This is a genomic window from Pseudarthrobacter sp. B907, from assembly GCF_040137805.1.
Classification (GTDB): Bacteria; Actinomycetota; Actinomycetes; order Actinomycetales; family Micrococcaceae; genus Arthrobacter.
The window spans coordinates 181,894-196,638 of sequence record NZ_JBEEQE010000001.1; the positions used below are offsets into that span (position 1 = coordinate 181,894).

12 protein-coding genes are annotated in these 14,745 nt (G+C 68.9%); 2 read left to right on the forward strand and 10 right to left on the reverse strand.

Features of this window, described 5'->3' with window-relative positions; genetic code table 11:
• Positions 1-28 precede the first annotated feature (28 nt).
• Positions 29-1,615 (reverse strand): signal recognition particle protein, encoded by a 1,587-nt coding sequence (ffh, locus tag ABLI39_RS00950; RefSeq protein WP_349411464.1) that lies wholly within the window; start codon positions 1,613-1,615, stop codon positions 29-31.
• Between the two features lie 150 nt (positions 1,616-1,765).
• On the opposite strand from ffh, the gene ABLI39_RS00955 reads away from it, so the two are divergent.
• Positions 1,766-3,154, forward strand: coding sequence for a glucose-6-phosphate dehydrogenase (locus ABLI39_RS00955; RefSeq protein WP_349411465.1), 1,389 nt, complete (start codon positions 1,766-1,768; stop codon positions 3,152-3,154).
• A gap of 143 nt (positions 3,155-3,297) precedes the next feature.
• On the opposite strand, the gene ABLI39_RS00960 is transcribed toward ABLI39_RS00955, so the two are convergent.
• Complete coding sequence (locus ABLI39_RS00960) at positions 3,298-3,636, reverse strand: P-II family nitrogen regulator (protein WP_136322366.1); 339 nt, start codon at positions 3,634-3,636, stop codon at positions 3,298-3,300.
• Positions 3,633-5,003 carry an ammonium transporter gene (locus ABLI39_RS00965; protein WP_349411466.1) on the reverse strand — a complete coding sequence of 457 codons (1,371 nt, stop codon included), beginning with the start codon at positions 5,001-5,003 and terminating at the stop codon, positions 3,633-3,635. Before ABLI39_RS00965 ends, ABLI39_RS00960 begins: the two co-directional genes overlap by 4 nt.
• 276 nt (positions 5,004-5,279) lie before the next feature.
• On the opposite strand from ABLI39_RS00965, the gene ABLI39_RS00970 reads away from it, so the two are divergent.
• Positions 5,280-6,527 carry an MFS transporter gene (locus ABLI39_RS00970; RefSeq protein ID WP_502935164.1) on the forward strand — a complete coding sequence of 416 codons (1,248 nt, stop codon included), beginning with the start codon at positions 5,280-5,282 and terminating at the stop codon, positions 6,525-6,527.
• Here the strand turns inward: ABLI39_RS00970 and ftsY are convergent.
• From ftsY to coaD, 7 genes are all read right to left on the reverse strand, one after another.
• Positions 6,524-7,732: a signal recognition particle-docking protein FtsY gene (gene ftsY / locus ABLI39_RS00975; RefSeq protein WP_349411467.1), complete on the reverse strand. Its 1,209-nt coding sequence runs from the start codon at positions 7,730-7,732 to the stop codon at positions 6,524-6,526. The genes ABLI39_RS00970 and ftsY overlap by 4 nt on opposite strands.
• Positions 7,733-7,809: 77 nt before the next feature.
• Positions 7,810-11,430 carry a chromosome segregation protein SMC gene (gene smc, locus ABLI39_RS00980; protein WP_349411469.1) on the reverse strand — a complete coding sequence of 1,207 codons (3,621 nt, stop codon included), beginning with the start codon at positions 11,428-11,430 and terminating at the stop codon, positions 7,810-7,812.
• 128 nt (positions 11,431-11,558) lie between these two features.
• Positions 11,559-12,530 carry a bifunctional DNA-formamidopyrimidine glycosylase/DNA-(apurinic or apyrimidinic site) lyase gene (mutM, locus tag ABLI39_RS00985; protein ID WP_349411471.1) on the reverse strand — a complete coding sequence of 324 codons (972 nt, stop codon included), beginning with the start codon at positions 12,528-12,530 and terminating at the stop codon, positions 11,559-11,561.
• A 7-nt stretch (positions 12,531-12,537) separates the two neighbouring features.
• On the reverse strand, positions 12,538-13,281 hold the full coding sequence (gene rnc / locus ABLI39_RS00990; RefSeq protein WP_349411472.1) for a ribonuclease III: 744 nt from the start codon (positions 13,279-13,281) through the stop codon (positions 12,538-12,540).
• A 21-nt stretch (positions 13,282-13,302) separates the two neighbouring features.
• Positions 13,303-13,506: a 50S ribosomal protein L32 gene (gene rpmF, locus ABLI39_RS00995; protein ID WP_056738282.1), complete on the reverse strand. Its 204-nt coding sequence runs from the start codon at positions 13,504-13,506 to the stop codon at positions 13,303-13,305.
• A gap of 36 nt (positions 13,507-13,542) precedes the next feature.
• Positions 13,543-14,067 carry a YceD family protein gene (locus ABLI39_RS01000; protein ID WP_349411599.1) on the reverse strand — a complete coding sequence of 175 codons (525 nt, stop codon included), beginning with the start codon at positions 14,065-14,067 and terminating at the stop codon, positions 13,543-13,545.
• Between the two features lie 181 nt (positions 14,068-14,248).
• Positions 14,249-14,743, reverse strand: a complete 495-nt coding sequence (gene coaD, locus ABLI39_RS01005; RefSeq protein ID WP_349411474.1) for a pantetheine-phosphate adenylyltransferase — start codon at positions 14,741-14,743, stop codon at positions 14,249-14,251.
• Between the last annotated feature and the right edge of the window lie 2 nt (positions 14,744-14,745).

Sequence of the window (14,745 nt, forward strand, 5' to 3'; positions counted from 1 at the left end):
CAACCCGCCGCCGGCAGGACGGCTTCCGCTACTTGCTGCCGCCGAGAAACTTATCGAAGCCCTTGGGCAGGTTCAGCTGGGACGGGTCGAACTCGCCGCCCTGCTGGCCGAAGGCTGCGCCGGTGGGCACGGCCTTGGCCCCGGCGGCACGGCGCGCCTCGGCATCTTTGAGCTCCTGCGCGGCCTTGGCCGGGTTGCCGGAGCGGGCCTTCTTCTTCGGCGCGCTCTTGGCACCCTTGCGGGCACCGCCGCCGCCCATGCCCGGCATCCCCGGCATTCCCGGCATGCCGCCGCCGGCAGCCATTTTCTTCATCATCTTCTGCGCCTGCGCAAAGCGTTCCAGGAGGCCGTTGACCTCGGAGACGTGCACACCGGAACCGCGGGCAATGCGGGCACGGCGCGAACCGTTGATGATCTTGGGGGCCACGCGCTCGTGCGGGGTCATGGACCGGACAATTGCCTCGACGCGGTCGATCTCCCGCTCGTCGAACTGCTCCAGTTGCTGGCGGATGTTCTGGGCGCCCGGCATCATCATGAGCATTTTCTTCATCGAGCCCATGTTGCGGATCTGCTGCATCTGGGCGAGGAAGTCCTCGAGCGTGAAGTCTTCCTGGTCGGCGAACTTCTTCGCCATCCGGGCCGCTTCGTCCTTGTCCCAGGACTTTTCGGCCTGCTCGATCAGGGTGAGGACGTCACCCATGTCGAGGATGCGCGAAGCCATCCGGTCCGGGTGGAACAGCTCAAAGTCGTCCAGACCTTCGCCGGTGGACGCGAACATCACGGGCTTGCCGGTGACAGACGCGACGGAGAGCGCGGCACCGCCACGGGCGTCGCCGTCGAGCTTGGAGAGCACGATGCCGGTGAAATTGACACCCTCATCGAACGCCATGGCCGTGTTGACGGCGTCCTGGCCGATCATGGAGTCGATCACGAAGAGGACTTCGTTGGGGACGATCGCCTGGCGGATCCGGCGGGCCTGGTCCATCATTTCGGCGTCGACGCCGAGGCGGCCGGCGGTGTCCACGATCACGACGTCGTGCAGGGTGCGCTTGGCTTCCTCGACGCCGGCCCGGGCGACGGCGACCGGGTCGCCGGCCGGGTGGTCCAGTTCGGTGGAGGTGGCGCCGGGGTGCGGGGCAAAGACGGGGACGCCGGCGCGCTGGCCGACGACCTGCAGCTGCGTCACGGCGTTGGGGCGCTGCAGATCGCAGGCCACCAGCATGGGGCTGTGGCCCTGCGCCTTGAGGTACTTGGAGAGCTTGCCGGCGAGGGTGGTCTTGCCGGCGCCCTGGAGGCCGGCGAGCATGACGATGGTGGGCCCGGTCTTGGCCAGGCGGATCCGGCGGGTTTCGCCGCCGAGGATCTCGACGAGCTCGTCATTGACGATCTTCACGATCTGCTGGCTCGGGTTCAGCGCCCCGGAGACCTCCGCGCCGAGGGCACGCTCACGCACGCGGCCGGTGAACTCCCGGACCACCGGCACGGCAACGTCGGCATCCAGCAGGGCACGCCGGATTTCGCGGACCGTGGCGTCAACGTCCGCCTCGGTGAGGCGGCCCTTGCCACGGAGGTTCTTGAAGGTTGCTGTCAACCGGTCAGAGAGTGAATTGAACACGCGCCGTGCACTTCTTTCAGTGGATCTACAGCTGGCGGCCGGAGCGGCACACCAGAGTCGTGACTGTTTCGCCGGAACGAACTGCCTCGACAACGGGACTCGACTATCTAGGGTACCAAGACGCGCCTTCAAGGTGGCATGCTGGCGTAGGTGACCAGTCAAACAACGGTAAAGACCCTGCTCATCCTCGGCGCCTCGGGCGACCTGACCGGCAGGCTGCTGCTGCCGGGCCTGGCCAGGCTGGTGGCCCGGGGCCACGCCCCCGGGCTCACCCTGGTGGGCGCCGGCTCGGACGACTGGGCCCCGGAGCAGTGGCTGGAGCGGCTGGAGACGTCCTTCGCCGACGCCAATTCCCAGGCCGACTCCGCCGGCAAGCGGGAGCTGAAGCGGATCCGCGAGAGCACCAGCTACCACCGGCTGGACGTCACAGCGGAGGGCGAGCTGGCCGGGCTCCTGGCCACTTTGGAGGGTCCCGTGGCCGTGTACTTCGCGTTGCCGCCCAAGATCAGCCAGCTGGCCTGCGAGGCCCTGACTCCGGAGCAGGTGCCGGCCGGGACCCGGCTCGTGATGGAAAAACCGTTCGGTTCCAGCGAGGAGTCCGCTCGCGAGCTGAACAGGACGCTCGCGGCGCTGGTCCCGGAGGACCACATCCACCGGGTGGACCACTTCCTGGGCAAGGCGACGGTCCTGAACATCCTGGGCCTGCGCTTTGCCAACACCTTCCTGGAACCGGTGTGGAACCGGGACTATGTCGAGAAGGTGGAGATCATCTTCGACGAAGACCTCGCGCTGGAGGGCCGGGCCCGCTATTACGACGGCGCCGGTGCCCTGCGTGACATGATCCAGAGCCACTTGCTGCAGATCATGGCCCTGATGGCGATCGAACCGCCGGCCTCGGTGGACGAGCGGGACCTGCGGGACGCCGTCGCCACGCTCCTGCGCGCCAGCAGCATCAAGGCCCCGTACGCCAAGAACACCCGCCGCGCACGCTACACCGCCGGCTCGATCGACGGCCGCAAGGTTCCGGACTACGCCAAGGAGGAGGGCGTGGACGCGTCGCGGAACACCGAGACCCTGGCCGAGGTGCAGGTGGACATCGACAACTGGCGCTGGCAGGGTGTGCCCTTCGTCCTCCGTTCCGGCAAAGCCCTGGGCGCCATGCGCAAGGAGGCCGTGGTGACCTTCCGGCCGGTGCCGCACCTGCCCAAGGGCTTCACCGGCGTCGACTCCCCCAACCAGCTGCGGATCGGCTTCGGCCCGGACACCCTGCAGTTCGACGTCGACGTCAACGGCCCCGGCAACATCCTCAGCCTGGACCGGGCCACCCTGAAGGCCGAGCTGAGCGCCTCCGAGCTGCTGCCCTACGGTGAAGTCCTCGAAGGCGTCCTCAACGGCGACCCGCTGCTCTCCGTGCGCGGCGACACCGCCGAAGACTGCTGGCGCATCCTCGAGCCCGTGCTGAAAGCCTGGGCCCGCGACAGCGTGCCGCTGGAGGAATACGCTGCCGGAACCCCCGGTCCGGAGGGCTGGCCGGCGTAGCCGCCGGCAACAGCCCACGGCGACGGCCAGCGGGAACGACAAAGCGGGCCGGACACCTTTTCAGGTATCCGGCCCGCTGTCGCAACCCTCGATCGCGGCCCCGCTCGCTGTCCGCTGGCGCGTCGCGGCTGGGGGGCTGCCGCCTAGATGGCTGCCGCGCCGCGTTCCCCGGTGCGGACCCGCACGGCTTCGAACACATCCATCGTCCAGACCTTCCCGTCACCGGCCCGGCCGGTGTTCGAGCTGGCGATGATGACATCCAGGATGTCGTCCGCCTGTTCGTCGGTGGCGAGCACCTCGACCCGGATCTTGGGCAGCAGGTCAACGTTGTACTCGGCGCCGCGGTACACCTCGGTGTAGCCGCGCTGCCGGCCGTAGCCGCTGGCCGCGCTGACCGTCAGGCCCTGCACCCCGTAGGCTTCCAGGCCCTCCCTGATGGCGTCGAGCTTTTCCGGACGGACGATTGCTGTGATCAGTTTCATGCCCCCACACTTTCCTTGCCTGCTGCGGTCTTCTTGCCGTTGGACGCCGCGTCCACGGTTCCGGCGGCGGCAGCTTCGGCAGCCCCGCCTTCCGGCTTGCCGGTGATGAGCTCGTGCAGCGGCTGGAAGCTTCCGCCGTGGCCGCCGACGCCGAACTCGTACGCCGTCTCGGCGTGCAGGCTCAGGTCCACACCCACAACTTCCTGCTCCTGGGAAACCCGGAAGCCCATGGTCTTGTGGATGGCGAAGGCAATCAGCGCCGTGAGGACGGCCGAGTAGACGATCGCCACGCCGGCCACTGCGAGCTGGGCCCAGAGCTGGGTGAAGCCGCCGCCGTAGAAGAGGCCGCCGCCGACGCCGTCGGCCGGGAGGGCGATGAAGCCCAGCGCCACGGTGCCGATGATGCCGGAGACCAGGTGGACGCCAACGACGTCGAGCGAGTCGTCAAAGCCCCAGCGGAACTTCAGGCCGACGGCCAGGGCCGAAGCCACGCCTGCCACGACGCCGAGGCCGAGGGCTCCGACCGGGCTGACGTTGGCACAGGCCGGGGTGATGGCGACCAGGCCGGCCACCACGCCGGAGGCGGCGCCGAGCGAGGTCGGGTGGCCGTCGCGGATGCGTTCCGTGATGAGCCAGCCCAGCATGGCAGCGGCGGGCGCTGCGAGCGTGTTGACCCAGATCAGGCCGGCCTGCTCGGATGTCGTGGCGGCACCGGCGTTGAAGCCGAACCAGCCGAACCAGAGGATGGCCGCGCCCAGCATCACGAACGGGATGTTGTGCGGGCGGTGGTTCGGGTCCTTGCCGAAGCCGCGGCGGTTGCCGATGATCAGGACCAGGACCAGTGCCGCGACGCCGGCGTTGATGTGGACCACGGTGCCGCCGGCGAAGTCGATGGCCGGGCCGAGGGCCTTGCCGATCTCACCCTCGGGGCCGAAGATGCCGCCGCCCCAGACCATGTAGGCCAGCGGGCAGTACACCAGGGTGACCCACACCGGGACGAACACGGTCCAGGCGCCGAACTTGGCGCGGTCAGCGATCGCGCCGCTGATCAGGGCCACCGTGATGATGGCGAAGGTGGCCGCGTAGCCGACCTTGATCAGGCCGTCCGGGGTGGTGATGCCTTCGAGGCCGAAGGTGGCGAACGGGTTCCCGACGATCTCCAGGAAGCCTTCGCCCGAGCTCATTGAGGCGCCCCAGAGCACCCACACCACACCGACCATGCCGATGGAGATGAAGCTCATCATCATCATGTTCAGTGCGGCCTTGGCGCGCGTCATGCCGCCGTAGAAAAATGCGAGTCCAGGTGTCATGAACAGCACAAGTGCTGCTGCCACCATCAGCCATACGTGACCTGCGGTAAGTTCCATGGTGCACGTCCTCCCTTGCTTAGAATTACGTTCGATGCGATCTGAGATGTCCGGCGGATCGCTCCGCCTGCCCCAACGCTGTTTGCGTTCTAAGAAGAGTTTGCTGGTGCCGTGTTTCACCGGCGGAGGATTTACATTGCCGGGCTGTTACAAGAACCTCCCGGAAGTAAATGGTGCGTCTCGTGCTTGTTACGGTTATGTTTCACGCCTTCCATCACGCCCCGCCGGCCGCAAGGCAATAAAAGCGGCACCAGAAGCAGCACCGAAAGCAGCAGCATGAGCAAAACAACCCGTTCCGCCGACGGAACCCGTCGCCCGACCTGGTTCCGGCAGCCAGCCGGCCCCCGCCTGCCCCGGGACATCAAGGTGATGTTGGTCGCGGCCTTCCTGATCGCGCTGGGGTTCGGCCTCGTGGCGCCGGTGCTCCCCCAGTTCGCCACCACGTTCGACGTCGGCGCGACGGCGGCAGCGGTGATCGTCAGCATCTTCGCGTTCATGCGGCTCGTGTTCGCGCCGGCCGGCGGCGCCCTGATCGTCCGGCTGGGCGAACGCCCGGTCTACGTGGCCGGGCTGCTGATCGTGGCCGCGTCCACGGCCGCCTGCGCTTTCGCCCAGGACTACTGGCAGCTGCTGGTGTTCCGGGGCCTGGGCGGGGCCGGGTCGGTGATGTTCACGGTCGCGTCGATGGCCCTCGTGGTGCGGCTGGCGCCGCCGGAGAGCCGCGGCCGGGTCTCCGGCGCCTACGCCTCGGCCTTTCTGATCGGCAATGTGTGCGGACCGATCGTGGGCGGGCTGCTGGCCAGCTTCGGGCTGCGGGTGCCGTTCCTGGCGTACGCGGCGGCGCTGGTGCTGGCCGCAGCGGTCGTGCAGACCCAACTCAGCCACGTCCCCGCGGGTTCGCGTGAGGCCGGGGCGTCTGCCCCGGCGATGCTGTTGCGGGAGGCCCTGCGGGACAGCGCCTACCGGGCCGGGCTGGTCTCCAGCTTCGCCAACGGCTGGGCAACCTTCGGCGTCCGGATGGCCACCGTGCCGCTGTTCGCCGTCGCGGCGCTCGGCGCCGGACCGTCGTCGGCGGGCTGGGCGCTGGCGGTGTTCGCCGGGGGCAATGCCGCGGCCCTGACCTTCTCCGGGCGGCTCGCGGACAGCCTGGGCCGGAAGCCGATGATGCTCGCCGGGCTGGCCGTCACCGGCCTCGCCACCGGCGCGATCGGCTTCACGCACGACCTGCCGTGGTTCCTGCTGGCCTCGACCGTCGCCGGCATCGGCTCCGGGCTGCTCGGTCCGGCGCAGCAGGCGGCCATCGCCGACGTCGTGGGCAATGAGCGCTCCGGCGGCCGGGTGCTCGCGGTGTTCCAGATGACCGCGGACAGCGGCGCGATCGTGGGCCCGGTCATCGCCGGGCTGCTGGCCGACCGGCTGGGGTACGGCTGGGCCTTCGGCGTGACCGGCGGGGTGCTGCTGATTGCGGCCGTCGGCTGGCTGCTGGCCCGGGAAACCTTCCAGCGGACCCCCGCGCGGGGCTAGTTCAGCAGCGCGTCCACGAAGCTCTCGGGGTCGAACGGAGCCAGGTCGTCTGCGCCTTCGCCGAGTCCCACCAGCTTGACCGGGACGCCGAGGGACTTCTGGATCGCGACGACGATGCCGCCCTTGGCGGTCCCGTCCAGCTTGGTCAGCACAATGCCGGTGATGTTGACGACCTCGGCGAAGACCCGGGCCTGGTTCAGGCCGTTCTGGCCGGTGGTCGCGTCGAGGACCAGGAGCACCTCGTCCACCTCGGCGAGCTTTTCGATGACGCGTTTGACCTTGCCGAGCTCGTCCATCAGGCCGACCTTGTTCTGCAGCCGGCCGGCGGTGTCGATCATGACGACGTCGACTTCCTGGTCGATGCCGGCCTTGACCGCCTCATAGGCGACCGACGCGGGGTCGGCCCCGTCGACGTCGGACTTGACTGTGGGCACGCCGACGCGCTGGCCCCAGGTGGCGAGCTGTTCAGCGGCGGCCGCGCGGAAGGTGTCCGCGGCGCCGAGCAGCACGTCCTTGTCCTCCGCGACCAGCACGCGGGCGAGCTTGCCCACCGTGGTGGTCTTGCCGACGCCGTTGACGCCCACCACCATCATGACCGCGGGCTTGTCCGCGTGCCGCTCGACGTTGAGGCTGCGGTCCATTCCGGGGTCCACCAGCTTGATCAGTTCCTCGCGCAGCAGCGCCTTGACCTGTTCGGGCGAGCGCGTGCCGAGCACCTTGACGCGTTCCCGGAGGGCGTCGACCAGCTGCATCGTCGGTTCGGTGCCGAGGTCCGCCAGCAGCAGCGTCTCCTCGACTTCGTCCCAGACGTTCTCGTCGATCTTGTCCGCGGACAGCAGGGTGAGCAGGCCCTTGCCGAAGATGTTGTTGGACTTGACCAGGCGTTCGCGCAGCCGGGTCAGGCGTCCCGCCACCGGCAGCGGGGTCTCGACCGGAACGGTCTCGAGGCCGGCGACGTTGTCCGGCACCTCGACGGTCTCCAGACCCTCGACGTCGACGGCGTCCGACGGCGCCGCACCGCGGGGCGGCGCCGGGCGGTCCTCCAGCAGCGTGCCCCCGCCGGAACCCTGGACGGGGTCGTTCGCGTCGCGCTGCGAGGGGTAGTTGGTGATGTTCTTCCGGGTCTTCATCAGCACCGGAATCAGCGCACCGAGGACCACCAGGGCAACGAGGATGGGCAGGGCAATGGGGAGGATGTCGTTCACTCCCCTAGCTTCTCACAATCCCCAAATGCCCCGCGGACGGCCCGTTCACCTGCCCGTTCACCTGCAGCGGAGGGTCCTCAGACCTCGGCCCCCAGCCGCTGGCTGATCACGGTGGAGACGCCGTCGCCGCGCATCGTGACGCCGTAGAGCGCGTCCGCGACTTCCATGGTGCGTTTCTGGTGCGTGATCACGATCAGCTGGCTGGACTCGCGGAGCTCTTCGAAGATGGTGATGAGCCGGCCCAGGTTGGTGTCGTCCAGGGCGGCCTCCACCTCGTCCATCACGTAGAACGGCGAGGGCCGGGCCTTGAAGATGGCCACCAGCAGGGCCACCGCGGTCAGCGACCGTTCACCGCCGGAGAGCAGCGAGAGCCGCTTGATCTTCTTGCCGGCGGGACGCGCCTCCACCTCGATCCCGGTGGTGAGCATGTCCGAGGGGTCGGTCAGGACCAGCCGGCCCTCGCCGCCGGGGAAGAGCCGCGCGAAGACCCGGACGAACTGGGCGGCGGTGTCCTCGAAGGCCTCGGCGAAGACCTTCTGCACCCGCTCGTCGACTTCCTTGATGATGTCCAGCAGGTCCTTGCGGCTGGACTTGAGGTCCTCCAGCTGCGTGCTCAGGAACTGGTGGCGTTCCTCCAGTGCCGCGAATTCCTCCAGCGCCAGCGGGTTGACCCGGCCCAGGGCTGCGAGGTCGCGTTCGGCCTTGCGCAGCCGCTTTTCCTGTTCCTCGCGGACAAAGGGTTTGCCGGCGACAATTTCCTGTCCGTCCTCGTCCACGGGGGCGCGGAGCGCGGCCCACTTGTCCCCCGATTCGGCCGCCGGCACCGGCACGGGCCGGTCGGGGCCGAAGTCGGCGACCAGCTGGTCCGCGGTCAGTCCGAGTTCCTCGACGCTGCGCAATTCGAGGGCCTCGATCCGGAGCCGCTGCTGCGCGCGGGCCAGTTCGTCCCGGTGCACGGAATCGGTCAGCTCGGCCAGTTCACGGGCGAGGGTGTCGTTGCCGGTGCGCACCGCGGCCAGTTCGCGCTCCATCTGTTCGCGGCGTTCCTCCGCCGTATCGCGTTCGCGGCGGGCCAGCTCGACCGAGACATCGATGAAACCGATCACTTGCTCCACGGCTGCGGAGACGGCGGCGGCGCGGGCGGCCTGGAGCCGGCGGCGGCGGGCGCGTTCGGCCGCCTCCTCGCGGGCACGGCGTTCGGTGGCGGCGGCCCGCTCCAGCGAGGCGGCGCGGTTGCGGATGGCGGTGAGCTGTTCCTCCGCGCTGCGCAGCGAAAGGCGTGCCTCCATCTCGGCGGCCCGCGCCGCAGACGCTGCCAGGGCGAGGGCGTCGCGGTGCTCCGGCGAGGGTTCCTCCTCGGCGGGGGCCTCCTGCGCGGCGGCGAGCCTGGCCGCGACAGCCTCCAGGGCCTCCTGCTCCCCCGTGATGTTCGCTTCCGCACGGGCCAGGGATGCGGCGAGCCGTTCACTCTCCCCGACGGCGCTGCGCAGCACGGAGTTCAGGTGGCCCAGCCGTTCGGCCACGGCAGCGAGCCGGGCGTCCGAGTCGTGCAGTTTTTCCAGGGCGGCGTCCGCGCGGTTCTGGGCGGCGGAGCGGCGGGATTCCGCGGCGGACAGGGCGAATCGGTTGCGCTCCAGGTCAGCGCCGACGGCGGCGAGCCGTGCGACGGCGTCGTCGACGGCGGCCTGGACCTCCAGCAGGGACGGCGCCGAGGCGGAGCCGCCGCTGACGGTGAAGGCGGTGAACACGTCGCCGGCCCGGGTCACGGCGGTCAGTTCCGGCCGGGCGGCGATCAGCCGCGCGGCGGCGTCGAGGTCCTCGACGACGGCGGCGCCCGCCAGCAGCCGGGCCAGCGGCACGCCGCTGGCTTTGTCTCCGACGGATTTGCCCCCGCCGGTTTTGTCCCTGGCGGGGGCGACCAGCGCGGCGGCCCAGCGGGCGCCGTCGGGAAGGTCTGCGGCCGGGGCCGGGTCGGCCGGTCCGGACGCACCGGCGAGCAGCAGGGAGGCCCGGCCGGCGTCGTCGTCCTTCAGGAGCTGGACCGCGGCGGCAGCGGAGGCGGCATCCTGGACGACGACGGCGTCCGAGCAACTTCCCAGCGCGGCTGCGATGGCGGTCTCGTAGCCTGCCTCCACGGCCAGCAAGCCCGCCAGCGGGCCGAGCACGCCGGGCAGCTCGGCGGACAGGACATGCTCCGAGCCATCCCTGCGGTTGAGGCCAAGCTGCAGCGCATCGCGGCGGGCCACGAGGGCGTCGCGTTCCCGCTCGCCGTCCCGCTCGGCGGCTTTGAGGGCGTCGATTTCAGCAACCACTGCGTCCAGAGCCTCGGTCGCCGCCTCGTATTCCGCGTCCAGGGTCTCCTCGCCGTCCTCGACGCCGGCGACCTGGGACTCAAGCGCGCTGAACTCGCTTTGGGCCTGGCGGCGCCGTTCATCTCCGGCCTTCTGGGATTCCCTCAGCCGGCCGATCTCGGCCTGGGCGGACTCGACCCGGGACCTCGCGGCGCCGACCTGTCCCGCGAGCCGGGCAAGGCCCTCGCGGCGGTCCGCGGCAGCCCGGAGCAGGGTGGCGAGGCGCTTGTCTTCGGCGGCGGCCGCGCTCTCGGCCTCCTGTTTGGCGGCGGTGGCGGCGTCCAGGACACCCCGCCGCTCGAGGATGCCGGCCTCCAGTCCGGCCTGCTCCGCCCGGACCCGCTCGGCCTGCTTCTCCAGCTGCTCCGGGTCCCGGCCGGCGTCGGGAGCCGTGTCCGCGGCTCCGAGCAGGCGGCGGCGTTCCTCGGCAAGAGATCCGAGCGAGCGCAGCCGTTCGCGTCCGGAGGAGAGCCGGTACCAGTTGTCCCGCGCGGCGTTGAGCTTCGGGGTGGCCTCCGCGGCGAGTTGCTCAAGCGCGGCCTGGCGCTGGCGGCCGCTTTCGAGCTCGCGTTCGACGACGGCGCGGCGGGCCTTCAGCGCCGTCTCGTCCGCGACGTCCTGCTCCAGCACGGATTGAAGCTGCACCAGGTCGTCGGCGAGGAGTCGGGAGCGGGCGTCGCGGACTTCGAACTGCACGGTCTGGGCGCGGCGCGCCACCTCCGCCTGTTTGCCCAGCGGGGTGAGCTGGCGGCGGATTTCCCCCGTGAGGTCGCTGAGCCGAGCCAGGTTGGCCTGCATGGCCTCGAGTTTGCGGACCGTTTTTTCCTTGCGGCGGCGGTGCTTGAGGATGCCGGCGGCCTCCTCGATGAAGCCGCGCCGGTCCTCGGGCGTGGCGTGCAGGACCTTATCCAGCTGCCCCTGCCCCACGATCACGTGCATTTCCCGGCCCAGGCCGGAGTCGGAGAGCAGCTCCTGGATGTCCAGCAGCCGGCAGCCCGCGCCGTTGATGGCGTACTCAGAGCCGCCGGTGCGGAACAGGGTGCGCGAAATCGTGACTTCGCTGTAGTCGATGGGCAGGGCGCCGTCGCTGTTGTCGATGGTCAGCGAGACGTGCGCCCGGCCAAGGGGCGGCCGGCCGGAGGTGCCGGCGAAGATAACGTCTTCCATCTTGCCGCCGCGCAGGGTCTTGGCACCCTGTTCGCCCATCACCCAGGACAGCGCGTCCACCACGTTGGACTTGCCGGAGCCGTTGGGTCCCACCACGGCGGTGACGCCGGGTTCGAATTCGAACGTCGTCGCGGAGGCGAACGACTTGAATCCGCGGACGGTCAGGCTTTTGAGGTGCAAGGTGTTTCGGGTCTCCTGGATGGCGGAAGCGGGCGTGTTTCCTGCCCTAAATCTACTGGAACCACAACAAATTCATCGGATTTAGGGTGGGTTGGGGGGAATGCGGCAACCGGGTTCGCGGGCGTCCGCTACCAGCGCCCGTTCCGCGGCCGCGGCTGGCAGACGGGGCAGGTATAGGAGGAGCGGTTCATGAACTGTTCGCGTTTCATCAGGCTCACGAGGCCGGCCGCGGCGCAGCGGCGGCATTCCTGGCCCTCGCGGCCGTAGGCGTTCAGGGACCGTTCGAAGTAGCCGGAGGCGCCGTTGACGTTGACGTAGAGGGAATCGAAGCTGGTGCCGCCGGCGGCGAGGGCGTCGGTCATCACCTGGCGGGCGGCGTCGAGCACCCGCAGCGCCTCCGAGCGGCGGAGCGTGTCCGTGGGCCGGGCGTAGTGGAGTTTGGCGAGCCAGAGTGCCTCGTCCGCGTAGATGTTGCCGATCCCCGAGACCAGCCCCTGGTCCAGGAAGGCCCGCTTGAGTCCGGTTTTCCGCGCCCGCAGCCGGCGGAAGAACTCCTCGAAGGAGAAGTGCGGGTCCAGCGGGTCGCGGGCGATGTGCGCGGCCTCCTCGGCGATCAGCGGCAGCGGCATTTCCGCCAGGCCGCCGGGACCGCCGTCGGGCGTGGGGACCAGCGAGGTGAGGAAGAGCCCGCCGAAGATCCGCTGGTCGACGAAGCGCAGCTGTTCGGGCATCCCCGCCGCCGGGCTGAGCCGCAGCCGGATTTTCAGGTGCTTCTCGTCGGCGACGGCGGCGTCCTGCATCAGCAGCTGGCCGGACATGCCCAGGTGGGCCATCAACGCCACCGAGGGCGGCGCGGCACCGGTGGCGGTGCCGGCGTCGTCTGTGCCTGCGGTGTCCGCGAGCGGGAGCCAGAGGAATTTTCCGCGGCGCACCACGTCCAGCACGCGGGCGCCTTCGAGGTTCCCAGCGAAGTCCTCGGCGCCGAGTGCGTGGCGGCGGATGGAGCGCGGGTCCAGCACCTCGACGGCGGTGATGGTCCGGCCCCGCACCCAGTTCACCAGGCCGCGCCGGACGACCTCGACCTCGGGCAGTTCAGGCAAGGGGCGCCTAGCTGCCGGTCTGGGACTTGAGCTGCTGGGACTCCGCAGCGTCGGCCGCCGTAGCGTCCGGGGTCCGTGCCGAGAGGCGGCGCCAGGCGTCCGCGGCTGCTTCCTGCTCGGCTTCCTTCTTGGAATTTCCCGAACCGGTGCCGTAGTCGGTGCCACCGATCCGCAGCACGGCCTCGAACGAACGCGCGTGGTCCGGGCCCGAGCCCTCCACGGCATAGTTGATCGTCCCGAGCTGGCGGCTGGCCGCGAGTTCCTGGATGGAAGTCTTCCAGTCTGTGCCGGCGCCCAGCGCGGCGGCGTCCTGGAGCAGCGGACCGATCAGGCGCATTACGAGCTGGCGGGCGGTCTCCAGATCGTTGGAGAGGTAGGTGGCGCCGATGAGCGCCTCCATGGTGTCCGCCAGGATGGAGGCCTTGTTCTTGCCCTCGGTGAGCTTCTCGCCCTGGCCGAGGTAGATGTACTCCCCCAGCCCGATGCTGCGGCCGATGCCGGCCAGCGCCCGGGTGCTGACGACGGCGGAGCGGCGCTTGGCCAGGTCCCCTTCGGGCAGTTCCGGGTTGTCGCGGTACAGCGCGTCGGTGACGGAGAAGCCCAGGATGGAGTCGCCCAGGAACTCGAGCCGTTCGTTGGTGGGGATGCCGCCGTTTTCGTAGGCGTAGGAACGGTGTGTCAGAGCAAGACGAAGCGTCCCGGCGTCAATAGAGACACCGAGACGCTTCAGAAGCTCTTCAGTTGAAGACATCTTGGTCAGCCTGTTGGCGGATTAGACGTCTGCGACCTTGCGGCCCTTGTACTCAAGGAACAGCGCGGTGCCAGCCGAGTCGGTAACGACCTTTGCCTGGTGCGGCAGGCTGTAAACAACCTGTCCGTTTTCCACGGTCTTCACCAGGTGGGGGGCAGTTGCCTTCCACTGGGAGCGGCGGGCGCGGGTATTCGAGCGAGACATTTTCCGCTTGGGAACAGCCACGGCTAACTCATTTCTCTCTAGTCCAACACTTACAAATCAGTTTTGCCGGTCAGGCTTAGCCAGATCAGCTAGGGCAGCCCAGCGAGGATCTACGACCTCGTGGTGGTGCCCCGGCTCGTCTTCCAGGCGTACTCCGCATTCGGAGCAAAGGCCCTGGCAGTCTTCCCGGCACACCGGCTGGAACGGCAGCATGGTGACAACTGCGTCCCGCAACACCGGCTCAAGATCGATCAGATCGTGCTCGACTCGACGTTGCTCTTGTTCGTCTTCTTCATCCGGGAATTCAACATCCCCGTAGAAGAAAAGTTCTTGCACATTGACCTCAAGGTCATACGCAAGGGGATCCAGGCATCGACCGCATTCGCCGGTTACTTCGACGTTTGCGGTGCCCGATACCAGAATTCCTTCGTGTACGGCCTCCAGGCGCAGATCCAGCTCGACATCCGAGCCTTCCTGCACACCAATGAGCGCCACACCAAGATCACTTGGCGCGGGTACATGTTCCGTCAGTGTCCGCATGCTTCCCGGACTGCGTCCGAGGTCCTTGACGTCGAACGCCAGGGGCGAACTAGCATCTCGTTTAATGAGAACTCCTGTTGAACATATGACCGACGTACCATCTTAGCCTGAATTTCCGGACGGACTCAAACCGGCGGACGGCGCGCGGCTGAGCGCCGCACCCCGGCCCGGTAAGGGCCGCGCAACCGGCAGCAGGCCGCCGAGTACCGATCAAGCTTACCCTCTACGCGGCGTGCCCCGGACCCGGCTCGCCGGATCTCAGCCGCTTCAGCACGGACTTCGGCACAAACTCCGATACGTCCCCGCCGAGGGTGAAGACTTCCTTGATCAGGGTGGAGGACAGGTGCAGGTAGTGGCCCTCGGCCGGAATGAACACGGTCTCCACCCCGGTGAGCTGCCGGTTCATCGTGGCCATCGGCAGCTCGTAGTCGAAGTCAGAGGAGGAGCGCAGTCCCTTGACAATCGCGGAGGCTCCACGCTGCCGGCAGTAGTCGGCCAGCAGTCCTTGTCCCACGGGTTCCACCACGATGCCCCGCAGCGCGGCCAGGGCTTGACGCGCCATGTCGAGCCGTTCCTCGAGCCCAAAGCGGTACTTCTTGGCGTAGTTGGTGGACACCGCCACAATGACCTCGTCGAAGAGGCTGGCCGCCCGGGCAATGACTTCCAGGTGGCCGTTGTGAATGGGGTCAAAGGAGCCAGGGCATACGGCGCGTCTCATCC

Bases quoted from the DNA above. Each gene is read 5' to 3' on its own strand.
- ABLI39_RS00965 (WP_349411466.1), bottom strand. From the start codon at position 5,003: ATGGAACTTACCGCAGGTCACGTATGGCTGATGGTGGCAGCAGCACTT.
- ABLI39_RS00960 (WP_136322366.1), bottom strand. From the start codon at position 3,636: ATGAAACTGATCACAGCAATCGTCCGTCCGGAAAAGCTCGACGCCATC.
- rnc (WP_349411472.1), bottom strand. From the start codon at position 13,281: ATGTCTTCAACTGAAGAGCTTCTGAAGCGTCTCGGTGTCTCTATTGAC.
- coaD (WP_349411474.1), bottom strand. From the start codon at position 14,743: ATGAGACGCGCCGTATGCCCTGGCTCCTTTGACCCCATTCACAACGGC.
- ABLI39_RS00970 (WP_502935164.1), top strand. From the start codon at position 5,280: ATGAGCAAAACAACCCGTTCCGCCGACGGAACCCGTCGCCCGACCTGG.